A 19,376-nucleotide genomic window follows, 5' to 3' on the forward strand; every position below is an offset into this window, starting at 1 on the left:
AGAACAATCACGGTGGAGGCGGGCGTGAGCGAGGCTGCGGGCGTGAAATATCTGGGAAAAGCAAAGTTTCTCGCGGGCGCCTCCTGCGCCGCTCTCGCTTTGGCCTGCGGGCTCCCGGCCATGGCCGCGACCTACACGGCGAGCACCGACGCCGAGCTGCGCGGCCGCATCGCCCAGGCGAATGCCGATGGCGACCCGACCTCGACGATCGTGCTGACAGCCAGCTTCACCACCGCCACCACCAGCCTGCCGGCGCCGACCAAGCCGATCACGATCGACACCGGGAGCTTTACGCTTTCTGTCATCGGCAGCACCGGCGCGACCATTGGTAACCCGATCAGCATCGTCGGAGTTGCCGGCCTGAGCGATAGCTTCACGCTGCAAGGCAATTTCAAAGGCGGCGACGCACAAGCGGCAAACGCCGGCTCCGGCATCCAGGCACGGCTCAACACGTCGGTGATCAATCTCGGGACCATTCAGGGTGGAAACAGCACGGGCGGCGCCGGAGGGACCGGCGTCGATCTCGGCGGGACAGGCACGGTCAACACACTGGTCAACCAGGGAACGATCCGCGGCGGCGCCGGAGCCACCATAGGCGGCGTTGGGCTCAACGTTCGCGCCAACACCTCCTCCATCGTCAACACGGGGACCATCGAAGGCGGAAGCGGGGCCGCGGCCGTGCAAAGCAATGCGAGTTTTACGCTGACAAACAGCGGCACGGTCCAAGGTGGGGCTGGAGCGGTCGCAATCGTCACGACTGCGGCGAGCGCAAACCTCCTTCTCACCAACAGCGGCACGATCCGCGCCGGCGTCGGGCAGGCCGATGCGATCCGGCTCGCTGCGGGCTCGACGGGGCTGATCGACCTGGAGCTTCAGGCCGGCTCGGTGATCGAAGGCAATGTCGTCGCAAACGCCACCGGCACGAACGACATCCTCCGCCTCGGCGGGACCGGGACCGCGAGCTTCGACGTCTCCGCCATCGGCGCCGCGGCGCAATACCGGAACTTCGACAGCTTCATAAAGACCGGCACCGGCACCTGGAGCCTGACCGGCACGGGCACGGCGACCACGAACTGGACGATCAGCCAGGGCACGCTGCAAATCGGCAATGGCGGCACCAGCGGCAGCGTCATCGGCAGCATCACGACCGGCAGCGCCGGCACGCTCGCCTTCAATCGCTCCGATGCCTTCGCCTTCGACAATCTCGTCCTGGGCAACGGCACGCTCCGCCAGATCGGCAGCGGCACGACGATCCTCACCGCCGATAATGCCGCCTTCGCCGGCACCACCCTGGTCGAGACCGGCACATTGTCGGTGAATGGGGTGCTCGGCGGCACGGTGACGGTGCTCGGCGGCCGGCTGCAGGGCAGCGGCACGGTCGGCGCGACCACGATCGCGGCCGGCGGCACCATCGCGCCCGGCAACTCGATTGGCACGCTGACCGTCAACGGGGCCTATCTGCAGGCGGCGGGCTCGGCCTATCAGGTCGAGATCGACCCCGCGACCGTAACCTCCGACCTGATCCGGGTGAACGGCACGGCGACGCTGGCGAGCGGTGCGGCGTTCACCGTCGCCAATTACACCGGAGCCACCCTGCTGGCGGGCCAGCGCTACACCATCCTGACCTCGACCGGCGGCCTGACCGGACGCTATGGCTCGGGCGACTTCGCCATGACGCCGTTCCTGAGCCTGCGCGATAGCTACGACACCAACAACGCCTATTTGACGGTGATCCAGACCCGCACCGTCGCCTCCGCCGGCGCGACGGCCAACCAGGCCGAGACCGGCCGGGGCGTCGACAGCCTGGCTTCCGGCAATTCCATCCAGACCGGCATGATCAACCAGCCGACGCTTGATTCAGCCCGCACGGCGCTCGACCAGATCTCCGGCGAGATCCACGCCTCCGCCAAGACGGCCCTGATCGACGAAAGCTGGCTCCTGCGCGCCGCCGTCAACGACCGGCTGCGCGCGGCCTTCGGAGGCGTCGGCGCGGCGCCGATGGCGACGCTGAATTACGGCTTCACCGCCGATCTCGCCCCGAGCGTGAAGGGGCCGATGCCGACGCTGAATGCCGACCGCTTCGCGGTCTGGGGCCAAGGCTATGGTTCCTGGGGCCGCAGCGGCAGCGACGGCAACGCCGCCAGGCTGACGCGCTCGACCGGCGGCTTCCTGCTCGGCGCCGACACGGCGGTGTTCGACACGCTGCGCTTCGGCGCGGTCGCCGGCTACAGCCGCAGCACGTTCGACGTGAACAGCCGGTTCTCCTCGGGCGAGAGCGACAACTACCATCTCGGCCTCTACGCCGGCGGGCGCTGGGGCGCGCTCAGCCTGAGAACCGGCGCGAGCTATAGCTGGCACGAGATCGAGACCAGCCGCACCGTCGTCTCCTCCGCCTTCGGCAGTAATCTGCGCGCCGATTACGACGCCGGCACGGCTCAAATCTTCGGCGAGCTCGGCTATCGGGTCGATCTTGGCAAGCTGGCGTTCGAGCCCTTCGCGGGCCTGGCTTATCTCAAGCTGCATAGCAGCGGCTTCAGCGAGACCGGCGGGTCGGCGGCCTTGACCGCCCGCGGCGACGACACCAACCTCGGCTATTCCACGCTTGGCCTGCGCGCCTCGACCAATTTCGCCTTGCAGGGCATGGAACTGAGCCTGCGCGGCGGGCTCGCCTGGCGCCATACCTTCGGCGATGTCGACCCGACCACGACGCTCGCCTTCGCCGGTTCGGGCGCGTTTAGCATCGCCGGTATCCCGATCGCCCGGGATGCGGCGCTGGTCGAGGCCGGACTCGACCTCGCCATCGGCAAGAGCGCCACGCTCGGCCTAGCCTATACCGGCCAGCTCGCGCAGGACACGCAAGACCATGCCTTCAAGGGCGTGCTGGCGGTGAAGTTCTGAGAGGTTCGAGCCTGGCCGCCGGCGTTTGCGGAACCCAGCCGAAGCTGGCGGGAGGCCAGCGCGCCCCTTCGCGATCCGCCTGTGGAGCCGGAGAGGCAGCCGCTACGCTTTGCTCGCGCGGCTGTCGACGACCGCAAAATTCTCGCCCAGCGCCGGCTTGGCAGGCTGCTTTTTCACCGGTTCGGCTTCAGGTTCAGTCCAATGCTTTTCGGCCGCAGTGCCGTCAGGGTCGGCTGGATCATAGGGCGCGTGCGGTCCCGTGGGGTTGACCGAGCGCGGGTTCGGCCCGGCTCGCCGTTCGGCATCCTCACCGGATTGTCCGGTGCGCTGCGGCGTGCTGTAGGGCGCCGGCGCATCCGTGGCGCGATGTGGATTGTTCGTCATGGGGTGGTCCTCCTCCAGGGAGAACCGCTTGTCATGGGGTCGGGTTCCCCTGCCCCGGCCTGGATCGGATGGCGCTGCTGCGTCGCGCGCCCCTACGCATCCGATCGTATCGACGTGACCAGACCTGCCACGATCTGCTCGACATAGCGGAGCCGGGCCGCGGCGGTGTTGGGAGCCGAGCCAAGCCACTCCAGATAGGCGTCAGGCTTGATCGTGACGACTTCGATCGCTTTCCCGGCGGCGAGCGCCTCGGCCAGAACGCGGCGGGCATTGCGATGCCATGTGGCATAGTCGGGCGAAATCTCGTCGCGATCATGAGCTAGCGACCAGAGCCGCGCGAAATCCTCCTCCTCGTACCACGGTATCGCGACCGTATACGCCCCGGATAACGGCTTCATTCGTGGCTCCCCCAGCCAGGCAGACTGCAAGGCGGCGAAAAAGCCGGCCTGCACGAGGTCAGTATGGAACGAAGCCGCCGCCTTGTCTGTTTGGTATTTTTGGAGGCCGCAATGAAAACGCGCGTGCAACATGATCCTGCCGAGCGGGCATCGGACGCTCCCACGAAAATCCAGATCGAGACGCCGGAAGATTATGCGCTGGCGCTCAGGCGCATCGAGGCACTGAACAGGTCTCAGCGCTCGCAGAACGAGGGGGCGGAGCTTGAGGCGTTGAACCAAGCCGTTCGCAGCTGGGACAGTCGTCACGTCGCTGGCTAGAGCAATGTCCGATCCGATTGGATCGTGCTCGTTGGTTTAGCGTCCCAGGCTTTGCCGAACAGCGCCGAACCCGCGAGTCGTCGCATCAGAGACATCGCTGCGTCATTCAGGCGGCAGCCTCATCGGTGCGCGGCGACGATGGCGGAGAGCAGTTTCGCCACGCTGTAGCCGATATCCTCCCGCGTTTGTCCCATTCGCAGGATCACCAGTTTCCGCGAGGGGATGATCGTGATCACCTGGCGCAGATGTCCTTGCATCATGAAGGTGTCGGCAGGGAGATTGAAGCCCTGGCCCCGGGCCAGCCAAAGCTGTCCGCGACCATAGACCGGGCCATGTCCCTCGTCAGACACCGGCACGGGCGAGCGCATGTAATCGACGAAGCCCGGCAGCAGAAGCTGCTCGCCGTTCCATTCCCCGCCCAGGCGCAGGAATTCGCCAAAGCGCGCCCAATCATGCGCATTGGCGTAGAGAAAGCCTTCGCCCAGAAATGTGCCGGACGGGTCGGCTTCGAGAACGGCGCTGGTCATGCCCAGAGGCTTGAACAATCGCTCCCGCGGATAAGCGCGTGCGTCCGCTCCAGCCGCGTCCTGCCAGAGCCGCGCCAGCAGGACGGAGGAACCGCCGGAATAGTTGAACTTCGTTCCGGGCGGGGCGACGAGCGCGCGGTCCCTCGCGAAAGCCGCAGCATCCCTTGCCAGATTCTCCAATCGTCCAGGGTCGGGAGAATTGCCGTGACTTTCATCCCATTCCAATCCGCTGGTCATGGCCATCAGATCGGCCACCGAGATGCCTGAGCGCGCATCGCCGGCCCATTGCGCGAACAGGTTTTTCCGATCCAGCGAAAGCTTGCCGTCCTTGATCGCCAGGCCGGCCAGGGCGGCGTTGACGGTCTTCGTCATCGACCAGCCGAGCAAGGGCGTCGCGGCGTTGAAGCCTTCGCCATAGGTCTCGGCGACGATGCGCCCGTCATGAACGACAACGATCGCGCGCATGCCCGGCCCCTGGAGAACCGGATCGTTCAGCGCCGCCAGCAGGCGCTTGTCGTCGGAGAGTTGCGTGCCCTCGCCGGCCGGCCAGAGCGCCTCAGGCGTCGCTGGCGGAAAAGGCGGTAAGCCGGCGCGATCGGGGACTTCGTCCCTTGCGAGCAATGTGCAACCGCGCCCCTCCTGATATTGGGCGTAGCGTCTGGCGAACAGGCCGAGATAGGCCACCTCGACGCGCTGCTTACTGGTATCGAGCTTGATGCTCAGGCGATTGAAGACACGCGGCAGCGCGAACGCCACATCGGTCGCAATGACCGCATCCGCGTCGCGCCTGGCGATGAACACGTTCGAGCAAACCATTTTTGCCGCATAGGCCGAGGCGCCCAGCAGCCCCTCGGGCGGGCTGAAGCCAAGCCAGCCGCTCAGCCCCAAAATCCCCAGAAGCACGATAGCGACCAGAGATTTGAACACGAATGTCAAAACCCGACGCATGCTTTTCCGCCTCAAGAGGCTCACGACGGCTCGCCTGGACGGCAAAGCCCGGTCATCACCATGGCACCATGCGCCCGAGATCGTCGAGATCGAGCAGCCCAGCCTAACCCTCCGCGTTCAACAGAGGCTGGCCGATAACGATGCCGTTGTTTTCAAAAGCTTGAACATCACGGAAAAACGCGCCGTCATCCTGGACAAGCGGCTCCGCCGCGCAGCTCCGGCAACTGTGTTGTTTGGAGTGTCATGGTTGGAAGGCGGTGTCAGTTTTGAGCATGGCGTTGAGGGTTACGAGGAGCTTTCTTGCGACGGCGATGATGGCGACTTTTGCGGCTGCGCTTCTTGCGCGGACGGCGTCGTAGAAGGTCTTGAAGCGCGCAGATGTCCGGATGGCAGCCAGCGCGGCCATGTAGAGGGCTTTGCGGACGCGTCGCCTTCCGCCCCTGATCATGCGCTGTCCGCGCCTGCGCCCGCTGTCATTGTTGAAGGGCGCGAGACCGGCGAGCGCGGCGATGGCCTTTGGCGAGACGTGGCCGAGTTCGGGCATCAGGGCGATGAGAGTGACGGCTGTGACGGGCCCGATGCCGGGCGCCGAGCGCAGCAGAGCTTGCGTCCTGGCCAAGGTCTCATCTGCCCGCAAGGCCTCGCTGACGAGGTGCTCGAGCGTGGCGATCTCCGCATCGAGCCAGGCGAGATGGCGGGCGAGGCTGCCGGTGGGATCTTGCCCCTCGCTGTCGCGGACGCGCTCGGCGGCGCGCATCTCGACGAGCTGATCGCGGCGTTTGTGCAGCTGTGCCAAGGCGTTGCGAGCGGGATCGGAGGCTGCGTCGGGCATGAGCGCCAGCATGCGCGCCATCGCAGCCAGCATCTCGGCGTCGATCGCATCGGTCTTGGCCAGGCGGCCGGTGGCGCGGGCGAAGTCGCGGGCGCGCGCCGGATTGATCCGGGCGAAGCGGCAGCCGGCCTGCTCCAGGGTCTGGCGCAGCGTGTGGTCATAGGGGCCGGTTGCCTCGAAGGCGACGAAGCTGGCCTGGCAGTCGAGCGACGACAGCCAGGTCGCGATCGCCTCGCTCGTATTGGCGATCCGAAGGCTCGTCCCGCTCGTCTCCTCGAACAGGTCGAGATGGCTCTTGGCGATATCGCAACCGATGAAGCAGGGGTGTATGGTCATGGTGCCTGTCCCTGTGCTGCGAGGTCCGGTGCAAGCGGCCTCGGTCAACTGTTCAGGATGGGGTCTTCGAACGCGGGCGGGAACCGAGCCGGAACGCGGTGTTTGCCACCCGGGATCCAACGGCTTCCCGCCCGCACCAATCATGACACCAATCAAACACACAGGGATCCATGCCGGAGCCTAACCAGGCAACGCTCCGGCATGGATCCCGGGTCTCCTTGCAGTCGCCCGGGATGACGGCGCGTTTCAAGAGAAAATTCCAACCGACTGAAATCCTTGCTGACGTTATCGACCAGGCTCTGAGGACCCCCCGGTTCATCGGGGGGCCTGGCGCGGCTGAGAGCAGCTGCCGACTACTGCAAGGCCTCGAGCCTGGTCAGGATCGCCAGGAACTGGTCAGGCGCCGCGGCGATGATGTTGTGCCTGGTCGGCATCTCCTCGATCCGCCAGTCCGGGAGCTTTCTGAGGCGCTCGACCGTTGGAGGAAACGGGCTGTCGGCCCAGCCGGTGGCGTAGACAAAGAGCTTCTCGCGAACCGCTTTCCAGCGCCCGGCCAATCGGATCTTCTGGAGAAACGACGCCATGGGATGCGGCCGGCAACGCGGATCCATATGCGCGGGCGGTCGAACACTGAGACCGTCCTCGCCGGCCCCCTCAATCGCGGTCGCCCGGAAATGGTCGTTGACCAGGTCCCACCAGGACTGGCCATCCTCGGGCACGAGCGCGTCGATATAGACGAGCGCGGCTATGCGCTCGGGCATGCGATCCGCCACCCCTGTTATCACCATCCCGCCATAGCTATGCGCGCACAAAACGACATCGGAGAGATCCTCGAATTCGAGCAGATTGGCCACGTCGAGAATATGCGTGTCGAGGTTGGGGCGCACTGCTGCGAGGTGCACCCGTTCGCCCAATCCGGTGAGTGTCGGCGTGAAGACCTCATGTCCAAGCGCACGCAGCCTGCGCGCGAAAGGCGTGAGCTCGCAGCCGCCATGCCAGCCGCCCGCCACGATAACGACGTTCGCCATCCGTCAACTCCTCCTCAATGCCCGGCTCGATCACGCCGCATTTGGACGGAAGCCTCCGAATGCGGCGTGATCGCTTCCAGAAGTTCAGCGCGTCAGGGAGGTTTAGCGCTTTTTGCCATGCAGGAATTTAGATATTCTGCCAATTGATTATTAAAATCGGTCAATCCATGCGGCAGCCGCTTCACTATCCCTGGCCGGATTTCGATGTGGACGCAGCCGCCGCTCCGGCGATTTCGGTGCGCGTCGACGTCCTCGAAAACGGAGCTGAGGTCGCCGCCCACCAGCACCGCAAGGGCCAGCTCGTTTTCGCGCTGACCGGGGGCGTAAGCTGTCGCGTTCCCAGCGGCTTATGGATGGTGCCGACGCATTGCGCAGTCTGGATTCCAGGAGGCATGGAGCACAGCAATATCGCGACCGCCAATGCGAAGCTTTTCTTCGTGTACATCGAACCTGACGCTGCCGATCTCCCAGTGCGATGCTGCACCGTTTCCATCTCGCCATTGCTACGCGAACTGATCGTCGCGCTGTCCGAACGTCCGGGTACGGATGACGCCGACGCGCTTCTGGCCAAGCTGCTGCTCGCCGAATTGCCGCGCATGCCTGTCCAGCAGCTCTATCTGCCGATCTCATCGGAGCCGCGCCTGCGGCGGATCGCCGATGCCCTGGCTGCAAACCCGGCCGACCGGACCAGGCTTGGCGCATGGGCCAGCCGCGTCGCGCTCAGCGAGAGCAGCCTCAGCCGCCTGGTGATCAAGGAAACCGGGTTGAGCTTCGGGCGCTGGCGACAACAGCTGCACCTGATCGTCGCCATCAGGGAATTGTCCAATGGCGCGACAGTCCAGCAGGTTTCGGCCGAGCTGGGCTATGAATCCGTCGCGGCCTTCATCACCATGTTCAAGAAGGCACTCGGCAAGCCGCCGGCGAAATATCTTGCCAGTGTGAAATATCCGGCGAGCGTCATGCACGACAACCGCACATAGGTGGTCGATGCGGTACAGCCTCTAAGGGCTTCGACAGCTAGTCGAACCAGCCGGCAGCATGGCGCGCATCGCTGCGTCGAGCTGGGGGTCCTGGCCTTTGGACCAGGCCGTCGGGTTCGACAGAACCGGGATATCGGGCGTGATATCCTCGTTCTCGATGAACTTGCCGTTGAGCTTGCGGATCGGAAGCTGCGGGAGGCCGTAGACGAGCCCCGGGATGATGTTGGATTCGGCCCACCAGACGAATGTGCCGGTCCCGGCGACGGAATCGCCGACGAGCGGCCCGAGCTTCAGGTCACGATAGGCTTGCGGGAAGACCGACGCATCGGAATAGCTCACCGCATTCATGATGACGGCAGAGGGTTTGGACCAGCGGTCGCGCGGCTCCTGCTGCGTCGGGCCGCCACGCGGTGGAACATAGGTCATGTAGTTCTTGCCCGAGAGCAGGGTCAGCAACTGATTATGGAGATTGCCGCCGCCATTATAGCGCACGTCGACGATAAGGGCGTCGGCCTGCTGGAAGCGCCCGAAAATCTCCGAGAACACCCAGCGATAGGATTTCTCGTCCATATCGGCGACATAGACATAGCCCAGATGCCCGCAGGATTTGGCGATGACATAGTCGCGCTTGCGCTTGAGCCAGCGGGCCGCCGCGAGCTCCTGCTCCTTGCCGAGGCTGACGGGGACATGCTTTTCGGTGAAGCGCTGCCCGCCGGGATGTTCCGCGGTGATCGCCAGCACCTGCTTGGCGCGCCCCCGTAGAGCGCGGCGGATGCCGCCTTCATTCGGCACCGGCTCGCCATCGATTTCCAGAATGACGTCGCCCGGCGCGAGAGCAGAATCGGCGCTGTCGAAGGGGCCGTTCGCCAGGATCTCCGCAACCTTCATTCCCGGGCCGGAATAGCGCTCGTCATAATAGAGGCCGAGCGACGCCGTCTGTTCGGCCGGTGGAACGCTGCTGCGCAGCCTGCCGCCCGTGTGAGACGCGTTCAATTCGCCGGCCATCTCGGACAGGAGCTCGGCCAGATCCCGCGTGTCGACGATGGACGGCAGGAGCTTGCTGTATTTGAGCTGAACCGCCTCCCAGTCGACGCCGTTGAAATTGGGGTCGTAGAATTTCTTCTTCGTCAGCATCCAGAACTGGTTGAACGCCGCCTGCCGGGTTTCCGCGGCGTCGCGCGTCGTGTCCGCGGTGATCTTGATGACACGCGAGCTGCCTTTGCCCGTATCGACCTCGGTGACGCCGTCCGGGGAGAGGAAATAGAGCTTCTTCTGATCCCGGCTCATCCGAACGGGACTGGAGCGGACATAGCTCAAGCCGGAGAACAGCGTCCTGCGCCGCTCCCGGCGGAGATCGCGCACGACGCCGGTGACGGTAAAGCCATCGCCTTGCGGGGTGGGATAGCGTTCGACGGACAAAACGCTGACGCCATCGGCCAGGAGGCCGAAATAGACCAGGCTCGCTGGCTGTTGGGTCAGCCTGATCGTCCTGTCCTCAACGCCGGCTGGCTCAAATGTGAACGCCTCGCGCGGCTTGGAGGCTCGTGGCCTGGCGCCGTCCTTTGGCGGGGCCATCGCCTCTTTCTCGTCCGGCGTGCCGGGGCGGCGTTCCTCTTCCTCCGATCCGGAGGGCGCATCGCCGATCACGGGCACGCGCAGTTTCTGCTCGAAGGCATCGCGAGCCTTGCGCGAAACATAGACGCCTTCGATATCGGCGCTCCAGGTACGGCCATTGATGTAACGCAGGCCTTCCGCGTCGGAAGCCCAGAGCAGGAAGCTGCCGTCCTGGCTCCATTCGGCCGGGGACTGGTCTTCTCCCGACGGAGCAACCCGCATCGCGGGTGCATGGCCATCGGCCGGCGCGACGGCGACATTGTCGATCTGCTGACTTGGCTGGATCGGGAAAGCGAGCCATTTCGAATCCGGCGACCAGGACAACCACCACGACCAGTCGCCGTAGAAATAATTCATCCCCTTGGGCAGGATCTCGATATCGGCCTTGGTCGCGACATCCAGAACCCGCACGGAGTCGCGGTTGGCGATATAGGCGACATGCTTGCCGTCGGGCGCGAAGACCGGCGTCATCGCGTCCTCCTTGCCGGCCTGGAGCAGCCTCTCTTCAATGCGCGTCGCTTCGAAGAAGCTCTTCTCCTCGGGGTCGACGATACCGGCCTCATAGAGGCTCCAGCGCCCGTCGCGTTCCGCCGCGTAGACGAGTTTGCGGCCATCCGGCGAAAAGCTCGGATTGCGCTCTTCTCCCGGCGTCCTGGTAATCCGCTTGACATAGCGGCCGTTGAGCGAGGCGACGAAGATATCGCCACGCGTCACCAGCGCGATCTCCTTGCCGGTCGGCGACGGAACGATGTCGTTGAAGCTGGATGTCTGGCTTGGGCTTTCGCCACTCAGGGCCGATTGCGCGACATTGACCGCGATCCGTTCGGGGTCTTTCGCACCAGGCCGGAGCAGATAAAGTTCGCCGCCCCGCGAGAAGGCCAATATGCCGGAGCGCGACATCGATAGCGACCGGACGGGATCGCCGGTGAGATGCGTGACCTGCTCGGGCTTCCGCTCTGTCAAAGACAGGCGCCAGATGTTCAGCGAGCCCGATGCCTCGCCAAGATAGTAGACGGTGCCATCGGGCGACCACACGGCATCGCGGCTCTCATGCGTGTCGTCGGTCAAACGCTCATGCCGGCCGCTGCCGGCCTCATAGAGCCAGACCTGGCGGGCCGCGCTCGATGTCTGTCCCTTGCGGAAGGACTGCTCGATGCTCGGCGCGGTATAAAGCAGGCGTTTGCCGTCTGCGTCCCAGCGCGCATCGAAAGCCGCGTTCGGCAGAACGATCGTGTCGCGCCCGCCGGAGATGGGAACCTGATAAAGCTGGCTGCCCTGCTCGAAGCGGTTTGGAATGGCGAATGTCTCAGTGGCATCGCCAAGGCGTCGCGCCGAAAACAGCACCGCCTTGCCATCCGGAGTGAAGCTCGACGGCTTTTCATCAACGGAATACCAGGTCAGCCGCTTCGCCTCTCCGCCCCCTGCCGGCACCGCAAAGATGTTCATCGCGCCGAAACGATCGGCGGCAAAAGCGATGCTGTTGCCGTCAGGCGACCAGATCGGCGTGGCGGCATGAGAGCCGGCCGGCGTCAGCGGCTGCGCGTCACCTCCCGAAATCAACACGGTCCAGATCTGGCCTTGATACCGAAAAGCCAGCCGGGTTCCGTCGGGCGAAATCGCGGGCTCGCGCAGCCATAGCGGCCTGTTTGCCGCTTGAGCCGATGAGAACAGAGCGCTCAAGGCAAAGGCCATCAGAATTCTGAGCACATGCGCAATCATGAAACGATGACCTGCATGAAATGATGACCTGACCAAATGGGGCGCCCGCGCAATTCGTAGCGGCGGCCTCAGATCGGGTAAAGCACGCTTGGTTCGGATAAAGCACGCTTGGCGCGCGAAAGAAGCCAGCTAGGGGCGCTTGAATGCAGCTGCATATCAGGGGAAAGCGCTGCGCAAGCTTCACCGTCGGCCGCAGCCTTGGATTCAAGCGGCCTTAGCTTCGACCAGCGGCGGCGGAACCGCGCATGGTCCGGCGCCAGACGGCCGGCGTCTCGCCGGTCACGCGACGGAAGGCGCGCGTGAAATGCGCCTGGTCGGAGAAACCCGCCTCGATCGCAATCTCGGTCAGGGACCGTTGTCCGGCGAGCAGCATCTCCTGCCCTTTTCGGATGCGCGCCTGAATTTGCCATTGGTGCGGCGGCACGCCGGTCGAGGCCTTGAAGGCATGGCTGAAATAGGATTGCGACAGCCCGACCAGCTTTGCCAGATCCTGCAGCCTGATCGAACCATTGCAATGCTCGCTGATGTAGTCGGTCACGCGCCGCAATTGCCAGCTGGACAAGGTGCTGCCGCGGCTCGGCTCGCGCCGCTCGACGCCGAACAGATCGATCAGCAAAGCGAGGATCAGGCTGTCGCCATAGAGGTCGTGTCGCGCATCGGGTTCGGCCACCTCGCGCGCGATCAGCCCGGCAAGCGCGAAGAGATGCGGATCGTCGAACATCAGCCGCGGCTTGGCCATCTGGCGCGACGAAAGCCTCTCGCAAATCTGCTCGCAAAGAGCCTCGGGATCGAAATGCAGATCGAGATGGCGCAGGCGCATCGGCGCCTCCACCCGTCCCCAGAGCGGCAAATGGGCGGGTACGAAATTGATCGAGCCTCTGCCGCCAAACCCGCGCAGATCGTCGCCATGCGGCTTCAACCGGGTCTCGAACGACCCGCCTTCCGCCTCCAGCACGATGAACAGGCGCGGATGCGCCGAGACATAGTGGCCGCGCGCCTGGGGTCCGCAGGCGGCATACCAGAGATCCACCACCACGCCGTTCCAGCGGCGCCAGCGCAACGGTTCCAGAACCGTCACGCCCTCATGGGTCGAGGTCATCGAGGGCTGGAAGGTCATGAGGCCTCAGCTTCGCGTCAACGCGCATTGTTGGCAGGCGCTCGATCGCTTCCAAAAATTGAGAGCATTGCTCACGCGAAAAACCGGTACCCATTTTTTCGCGCAATGCTCTAGCATGATATTTCCATGAGCAAGAACGTTCAACGCAAAGCATGAACGATCAATCAAAATACCAATATCGCTGATATTCGCAACTCTATCAGGATTGCCTCGCCTTTGAATGATTCTAAATTTGAATAATTCCGAGATGGCGGGCGAATATCAGCTCGGAACCGAATATGCGCTGCGGCAGACAGATCATTACTCGCCTTATCCTTGCGTCGACAGTGTCTCTGGCTGGGTTTCATCTTCCCGGGGCGGCGCTGGCGCAGCAGCCCGACGCCACGGTCCAGCTTGACACGGTCGTCGTCGAGGGACGCGGCGAGACCCCGGTCGCGCCGGTCAATGGCTATGTCGCCACGCGCTCGGCCACGGGTTCGAAAAGCGATACGCCGATCGCCGCTATCCCGCAGAGCGTCTCGGTGGTCGGCCGCGAGGAAATCGACGATCGCAAGGCCCTGAAGGTCGACGAGGCGCTACGCTACACTTCGGGCGTCACGGCTCAGCCCTTCGGGCCGGATCCGGATACGGACTGGTTCTTCATCCGCGGTTTCCAGGCAACGCAGACCGGCGTCTTCCTCGATGGCATGCCGCTCTACGCCTATGGCTTCGGCGGCTTCCAGATCGACCCGTTCCTGCTCGAGCGTGTCGAGGTGCTTAAAGGTCCGGCCTCGGTGCTCTATGGCGGCGCCAATCCCGGCGGCATCGTCAGCCTGGTCGGCAAGCGCCCGAACTTCAAGAATTTCGGCTTCACTGAGGTCGGCATCAATAATTTCGGCAATGCCTATGTCGCGATCGATATGGGGCTGACCGATAAGCAAGGCATCTGGAGCACGCGCCTGACCGGCCGGCTCGCCGGCGGCGACCAATATACCGACGTCTCCAAGGATTTCCGCGGGGTCATCCTGCCGCAGATCACCTATCAGCCGTCAGGCGCGACCCGTTTCACCGCCTATGCGATGTATGAGGCGCTCGACCAGGTTCGCGCCGGCGGCGGCTTCCTGCCCTATGTCGGCACGGTGGTCGATGCCCCCTTCGGCAAGATCGCGCGCAAGGCCTTCCTGGGCGAACCCTCGATCGACAATCAGGATCGCACCCAGGCGCTTGTCGGCTACGAGTTCCAGCATCAGTTCGACAATGGCTGGACCTTCAGCCAGAACGCGCGCTACGGCCATATGACGGGCTCGCAGATCGGCCCCTATGGCTACGGCTATTCCGCCGCCGATTCGCCCTTCGGAAACCGCTACCTGCCGGTCGGACCCGACTATCAGCTCTATCGCATCGGCTTCCAGGAACGCACGCGCGTCGAGACCTTCACCATCGACAACCGGCTGGAGCGCAAATTCGCGACGGGCTTCCTCGACCATGCGCTGATGCTCGGGGTCGACTACAAATACTTCAACATCGACCACGTCCAGGCCTCGGGCGGAGCGACGACGATCAGCGTCACCAACCCGGTCAATGGGGCGCCGCAAGGGTCGACCTTCACCTATCTCGACCAGAACCTGAAGCAGCACCAGCTCGGCTTCTACCTGCAAGACCAGATCCGCTTCGGCGGCGGCTGGCTGCTGACGCTGAACAGCCGCTACGACTATGTCGACAAAAAATCCGTCAGCCCCGCCTCGCTCGCCTTCTCCCCGAGCTTCGAGAAGACGGAAGCCGCCTGGAGCGGCCGCGCCGGCCTGGCCTATGAATTCGCCAACGGGCTGACGCCCTATGTCAGCGCCGCGACCTTCTTCAACCCCGTGTTCGACGCCAACGGAACCAACGTACCGGGCGTGTTCGTCCCCTTCCAGCCCGAGAAGGGCTATCAGCTCGAGGCGGGCGTGAAGTACAAGCCGGCCTTCATGGATGCGCTGATCACGGCTTCCGTGTTCCATCTCGTCAAGCAGAACGTGCTGACCCCGGCGCCGACCTCCTACAACGCCTTCGCCCAGCAGCAGCTCGGCGAGGTGACCTCGACCGGCGTCGAGCTCGAGGCCAAGGCAAACCTGACCGAGAACCTCAAGCTCATTGCCGCCTTCACCGCCTTCGATCTCGAAACCACCAAGGACACCCGCCCGGCCTATGTCGGCAAGACGCCGCAGATCGTGCCTGAGATCACGGCCTCCGGCTGGGTCGACTACAGCTTCAACGAGGGCATGCTGAAGGGCGTGAGCCTGGGCGCCGGCGTGCGCTATGTCGGCAGTTCCTGGGCCGACAACGAGAACACCTTGAAGGTGCCGGGCGCGACGCTGGTCGATGCCGCGCTGCGCTACAAGATCGGCAATTGGGGGCTGGCGTTGAACGTCACCAATCTCTTCGACAAGGTGTATGTGAAGAGCTGCCAGGGCTATTCCAGCTGCGCCTATGGCGATGCCCGCACGGTCACCGTCTCCGCCAATTACAAGTGGTAGGCCATTATAGCGGGTAGGAATAAGGATCGGCCGGAGCGGGGCGCGACGGTCGCGTCCCGTTTCCGCAGCACAGCAAGACCTGCAGCACAGCAAGAGCAGACGTGACCGCGCCACGCTTCGACCTCGCCGACATCGCCTTCGCGGTACCCGGCCGCGATATCCTGAAGCCGCTTTCGCTCGCGCTCGAGCCCGGCCGGATCCACGGCCTGATCGGGCCCAACGGCTCGGGCAAGAGCACGCTGGTCAAGCTCCTGGCGCGCCAGCTCGCGCCAAGCGCCGGCAGTGCACGCTTTGCCGATGTTCCGCTCGGGCAATGGCGCGACCGCGCCTTCGCGCGCCGCGTCGCCTATATGCCGCAATTCACCCCGGCCACTGACGGCATGAGCGTGCGCGAGCTCGTCGCGCTCGGTCGCTTTCCCTGGCATGGCACGCTCGGCCGGTTCACGACGGAGGATGCCCAACATGTCGAGCAGGCTCTCGCCCGCACCGACCTCCTCGGCATGGCCCAGCGCATGGTCGACACGCTCTCGGGCGGCGAACGGCAGCGGGCCTGGCTCGCGCTGATGTTCGCGCAGGCCGGCGACTGCATCCTCCTGGACGAGCCGACCTCGGCGCTCGACATCGCGCATGAGGCGCAGATGCTCAAGCTCGTGCGCGAGATCAGCCGCGAGCGCGCAGCCACCGTCATCGTGGTGCTGCACGACATCAACCTCGCCGCGCGCAGCTGCGACGACATCCTGGCGCTGCGCGACGGCCGCCTTGTCGCCCATGGCCCGGTCGCCGGGATCATGCAGCCCGACGTGCTCGGCGCGATCTATGGCGTGCCGATGGGTGTGATGGCGCACCCCAGCCGCAACGAGCCGATCGGCTACGTGCTGTGACGAGGTCGCAGCCGTCCCGCCGCCAGGCGCTTGCCGGTGGCCTTGCCCTGACGCTCGCCTTACCCGGCACAGCGCGCGCCGCCCTGCCCCGCCGCATCGCAACGGTCGATTGGTCGGTGCTGGAGACGCTGCTGGCGCTCGGTGTCGCGCCGGTCGCGGCCACAGAACTCAGGCAGTTCGCCGAGATCGCGGTCGAGCCGATCGTCCCAGCCGCGACAGCCGATCTTGGCCTGCGCGGCACGGTCAATTTCGAGATGCTGCGGCTGGTCGAGCCCGAGCTGATCTACAGTTCGAGCTTTTATGCGGCTTCAGAACCCCAGCTTCGCACGATTGCGCCCGTCGAGACCTTCTCGATCTATACGCGCGGCGGCGAGCCCTTCGCCGCCTGCGAGGCGATGACACGCCGCATCGGCGCGCGCCTCGGGATCACTGAGCGGGCCGAGCTCTATCTTGCGGAGACGCAGGCCGAATTCGCGGCGCTGCGCGCTGGCTTGCCAAGAACTCACCTGGCAGGGGATGGGCGGCCCGTCATCCCGATCAATCTCGGCGATGCCCGCCATTTCCGCGTCTTCGGCGCCGACAGCATGTTCGGCGAGGCGCTGGCCCGCCTCGGCATCGCCAATGCCTGGACGCAGGCGACAAGCTATTCGGCCATGGCGCCGGTCGGGCTGGAAGCGCTGGCGCGTGTGCCCGAGGCCTGGATCGCGCTGATCCCGCCGGTCCCGCCCGAAGCCATGCCGGTGCTCGCGCGCAGCGCCTTCTGGAACGCGCTGCCAAATATCCGCGCCGGCCGGCTCTTGATCTTGCCCTCGATCAATCCCTATGGCGCGCTGCCGGCGGCGCGCCGCTTCGCGCGACAGCTCGCGCAAGCCCTGAACGCGGCGGCGCGACGATGAGCCTGGCCGTCTCGACGCCCTTGCGCGGAGTGCTCGCCTGGAGTGGCCTCGCCTTAGTGAGCCTCGGGCTGTTCGCTGCCGTCATCGCGACGCGCCCGCTTGTGCCCGGCGATCCCGCCACGGCGCAGATCTTGGACGCCATCCTGCTCTGGCACAGCACCTTGCCGCGCTTCGTCACGGCCTTGCTCGCCGGGGCGGCGCTCGGCCTGTCCGGCGCGCTGCTGCAGCGTGTGCTGCGCAACCCTATCGCCGATCCCTCGACGCTCGGCATCGCGTCGGGCGCACAGCTGGCGCTGACGCTCGCCACCGTCTTCGCACCTTCGCTGCTGGCGATCTCGCGCGAGGCGGTCGCCTTCGCGGGCGGGCTTGCCGCCATTGCGATCATCCTGGGGCTGAGCTGGCGGCGCGGGCTCGATCCGGTCACCGTCGTCCTCTCCGGCATGGTGATCTCGCTCGTCACGGCAGCGCTTAGCGCCACGCTCATCCTGGCCAAGGGCGAATATGTCCTCTCGCTGTTCATCTGGGGAGCGGGCTCGCTCAACCAGCAGAGCTGGGATGTGGCCCTGACGCTGGCGCCGCGCATCCTGCTCGGCGGCCTGGCGGCGGCGCTGCTGCTGCGGCCGCTCGCCTTGCTCGGCCTCGACGACAGCGGCGCCCGCAGCCTTGGCCTTGCCCTGCACAGCGCCCGGTTTCTCGTCCTCGCCGTTGCCGTGTGGCTTGCCGCCAGCGTGACGGCCGAGCTTGGCGTCATCGGCTTCGTCGGGCTTGCGGCGCCGGCGCTCGCGCGCCTGAGCGGTGCACGCTCGGCGCGGCAGATCCTGCTCGCCGCCCCGCCGATCGGTGCGGTGCTGCTCGCCTTGACCGATGGCCTGGTCCAGCTTCTCGGCAGCGGCTTCGCCGATTTCGCGCCGACCGGCGCCGCGACCGCTCTGCTGGGCGGCCCCCTGCTCCTCTGGCTGCTGCCGCGCCTGCCCATGCTGGCCTCGGCACGCACCGGGCTGCCGCCCTCCCCGATGCGCGCCCTCGACCGGCCCTGGCGTGGCGCCATCATTCTGGCGGGGCTGGCTGCGGCCTTCCTGCTGATCGCGCTCGTGATCGGGCGCGGGCCGCAAGGCTGGAGCCTGGCAAGCGGCACGCTCTTCCTGGATCTCCTACCGTTTCGCGGGCCCCGCATCGTCGCAGCGGGCACGGCCGGCGCCATGCTCGGCGCCGCTGGCGTGCTGATGCAGCGCCTGACCGGCAATCCGCTGGCGGGGCCCGAGGTCCTTGGGGTCAGCGCCGGCGGCGGCGTCGGCCTCACAGTCGCGCTCTACCTCTCCCCGGCGATGACACCACTTGTCATGATGCTCGGCGCGGCGGGCGGCTCATTGTGCGTCATCGCGGTGATGGTTGCGCTCGCAGCCCGCGCCGGCTTCGGCTCGACGCGGCTGCTGCTCGCCGGCATCGCCATGGGCGCGCTGAGCATGGCCATCATCTCGACCGCGCTGGCGCAGGGCGATCTGCGCTCCTACACGCTGCTGCTCTGGCTGTCGGGCTCGACCAACCGCACTGGGGCGCTCGAGGCCTGGACCGGTGTCGCAGCCAGCATCGTCCTGATTGCGCCGCTCTTCCTGGTGTCGCGCTGGCTCGACATCCTGCCGCTCGGCCCGGCGGCAAGCGCCGGGCTCGGCCTGGCGCGTCGCGGCGCCCCTGTGCTGCTTGCGGTGGTCGCGGCCCTGCTGACGGCGGTCGCCTCGCTGCTCGTCGGGCCGCTCAGCCTGATCGGGCTCGTCGCGCCGCATCTGGCGCGGCTGCTCGGTTTCGCACGCGGGCGCCATCAGCTCGCCGCGGCCGCGCTCTGCGGCCTGGCCATCATGATCGCCGCCGACTGGCTGTCGCGTATCGTCGCGTTTCCCTACCAGGTGCCGGTCGGGCTCTTCGCCTCGCTGATCGGCGGCCCCTATCTGATCTGGCTGCTGAGCCGGGGAGCCTCCCGCCAGACCTGACGAAAGCGTGGCGTGCGCCC

14 protein-coding genes are annotated in these 19,376 nt (G+C 65.6%); 7 read left to right on the plus strand and 7 right to left on the minus strand.

The features are described from left to right. The first annotated feature begins 24 nt into the window (after positions 1-24). Positions 25-2,898: an autotransporter outer membrane beta-barrel domain-containing protein gene (locus RMR04_RS19265; RefSeq protein WP_311909939.1), complete on the plus strand. Its 2,874-nt coding sequence runs from the start codon at positions 25-27 to the stop codon at positions 2,896-2,898. A gap of 102 nt (positions 2,899-3,000) precedes the next feature. On the opposite strand, the gene RMR04_RS19270 is transcribed toward RMR04_RS19265, so the two are convergent. Both RMR04_RS19270 and RMR04_RS19275 read right to left on the minus strand, forming a co-directional pair. Beyond that, positions 3,001-3,282: a hypothetical protein gene (locus RMR04_RS19270; RefSeq protein ID WP_311909940.1), complete on the minus strand. Its 282-nt coding sequence runs from the start codon at positions 3,280-3,282 to the stop codon at positions 3,001-3,003. 92 nt (positions 3,283-3,374) lie between these two features. Further along, positions 3,375-3,680: a hypothetical protein gene (locus RMR04_RS19275; RefSeq protein WP_311909941.1), complete on the minus strand. Its 306-nt coding sequence runs from the start codon at positions 3,678-3,680 to the stop codon at positions 3,375-3,377. A 111-nt stretch (positions 3,681-3,791) separates the two neighbouring features. On the opposite strand from RMR04_RS19275, the gene RMR04_RS19280 reads away from it, so the two are divergent. After that, the gene (locus RMR04_RS19280) at positions 3,792-3,998 is read left to right on the plus strand and encodes a hypothetical protein (RefSeq protein ID WP_311909942.1); all 207 of its coding nucleotides are present in this window, start codon (positions 3,792-3,794) and stop codon (positions 3,996-3,998) included. A 119-nt stretch (positions 3,999-4,117) separates the two neighbouring features. Here the strand turns inward: RMR04_RS19280 and RMR04_RS19285 are convergent, their stop codons facing one another. The 3 genes from RMR04_RS19285 to RMR04_RS19295 form a co-directional block, all read right to left on the minus strand. Beyond that, positions 4,118-5,473 (minus strand): serine hydrolase domain-containing protein, encoded by a 1,356-nt coding sequence (locus RMR04_RS19285; RefSeq protein ID WP_311909943.1) that lies wholly within the window; start codon positions 5,471-5,473, stop codon positions 4,118-4,120. Between the two features lie 241 nt (positions 5,474-5,714). Continuing rightward, entirely contained in the window at positions 5,715-6,641 is a 927-nt protein-coding gene (locus RMR04_RS19290; RefSeq protein WP_311909944.1) for a transposase, read from the minus strand. 353 nt (positions 6,642-6,994) lie between these two features. Then, complete coding sequence (locus RMR04_RS19295; RefSeq protein WP_311909945.1) at positions 6,995-7,669, minus strand: alpha/beta fold hydrolase; 675 nt, start codon at positions 7,667-7,669, stop codon at positions 6,995-6,997. A gap of 167 nt (positions 7,670-7,836) precedes the next feature. Here RMR04_RS19295 and RMR04_RS19300 point away from each other — a divergent pair, with 167 nt between their 5' ends. Then, positions 7,837-8,649: an AraC family transcriptional regulator gene (locus RMR04_RS19300; RefSeq protein WP_311909946.1), complete on the plus strand. Its 813-nt coding sequence runs from the start codon at positions 7,837-7,839 to the stop codon at positions 8,647-8,649. 21 nt (positions 8,650-8,670) lie between these two features. On the opposite strand, the gene RMR04_RS19305 is transcribed toward RMR04_RS19300, so the two are convergent. Further along, positions 8,671-11,826, minus strand: coding sequence for a S41 family peptidase (locus RMR04_RS19305; protein ID WP_311909947.1), 3,156 nt, complete (start codon positions 11,824-11,826; stop codon positions 8,671-8,673). A 370-nt stretch (positions 11,827-12,196) separates the two neighbouring features. Next, complete coding sequence (locus RMR04_RS19310; RefSeq protein ID WP_311909948.1) at positions 12,197-13,099, minus strand: helix-turn-helix domain-containing protein; 903 nt, start codon at positions 13,097-13,099, stop codon at positions 12,197-12,199. Between the two features lie 278 nt (positions 13,100-13,377). On the opposite strand from RMR04_RS19310, the gene RMR04_RS19315 reads away from it, so the two are divergent. The 4 genes from RMR04_RS19315 (at position 13,378) to fhuB (ending at position 19,356) form a co-directional block, all read left to right on the plus strand. Continuing rightward, the gene (locus RMR04_RS19315; RefSeq protein ID WP_311909949.1) at positions 13,378-15,594 is read left to right on the plus strand and encodes a TonB-dependent siderophore receptor; all 2,217 of its coding nucleotides are present in this window, start codon (positions 13,378-13,380) and stop codon (positions 15,592-15,594) included. 101 nt (positions 15,595-15,695) lie between these two features. Next, entirely contained in the window at positions 15,696-16,475 is a 780-nt protein-coding gene (locus tag RMR04_RS19320) for an ATP-binding cassette domain-containing protein (protein ID WP_311909951.1), read from the plus strand. Next, a complete protein-coding gene (locus RMR04_RS19325; RefSeq protein ID WP_311909952.1) occupies positions 16,472-17,371 on the plus strand; it encodes an ABC transporter substrate-binding protein in 900 nt (299 codons plus the stop codon). Before RMR04_RS19320 ends, RMR04_RS19325 begins: the two co-directional genes overlap by 4 nt. Beyond that, positions 17,368-19,356, plus strand: a complete 1,989-nt coding sequence (gene fhuB, locus RMR04_RS19330) for a Fe(3+)-hydroxamate ABC transporter permease FhuB (protein ID WP_311909953.1) — start codon at positions 17,368-17,370, stop codon at positions 19,354-19,356. The genes RMR04_RS19325 and fhuB overlap by 4 nt, the downstream gene beginning before the upstream one ends. Positions 19,357-19,376 lie beyond the last annotated feature (20 nt).

Source organism: Bosea sp. 685 (assembly GCF_031884435.1).
Lineage (GTDB): Bacteria > Pseudomonadota > Alphaproteobacteria > Rhizobiales > Beijerinckiaceae > Allobosea.

Excerpts from the sequence above, each read along its gene's own strand:
- RMR04_RS19270 (WP_311909940.1), bottom strand. The coding sequence starts at position 3,282 with ATGACGAACAATCCACATCGCGCCACGGATGCGCCGGCGCCCTACAGC.
- RMR04_RS19275 (WP_311909941.1), bottom strand. The coding sequence starts at position 3,680 with ATGAAGCCGTTATCCGGGGCGTATACGGTCGCGATACCGTGGTACGAG.
- RMR04_RS19280 (WP_311909942.1), top strand. The coding sequence starts at position 3,792 with ATGAAAACGCGCGTGCAACATGATCCTGCCGAGCGGGCATCGGACGCT.
- RMR04_RS19285 (WP_311909943.1), bottom strand. The coding sequence starts at position 5,473 with ATGCGTCGGGTTTTGACATTCGTGTTCAAATCTCTGGTCGCTATCGTG.
- RMR04_RS19290 (WP_311909944.1), bottom strand. The coding sequence starts at position 6,641 with ATGACCATACACCCCTGCTTCATCGGTTGCGATATCGCCAAGAGCCAT.
- RMR04_RS19295 (WP_311909945.1), bottom strand. The coding sequence starts at position 7,669 with ATGGCGAACGTCGTTATCGTGGCGGGCGGCTGGCATGGCGGCTGCGAG.
- RMR04_RS19300 (WP_311909946.1), top strand. The coding sequence starts at position 7,837 with ATGCGGCAGCCGCTTCACTATCCCTGGCCGGATTTCGATGTGGACGCA.
- RMR04_RS19310 (WP_311909948.1), bottom strand. The coding sequence starts at position 13,099 with ATGACCTTCCAGCCCTCGATGACCTCGACCCATGAGGGCGTGACGGTT.
- RMR04_RS19315 (WP_311909949.1), top strand. The coding sequence starts at position 13,378 with ATGCGCTGCGGCAGACAGATCATTACTCGCCTTATCCTTGCGTCGACA.
- fhuB (WP_311909953.1), top strand. The coding sequence starts at position 17,368 with ATGAGCCTGGCCGTCTCGACGCCCTTGCGCGGAGTGCTCGCCTGGAGT.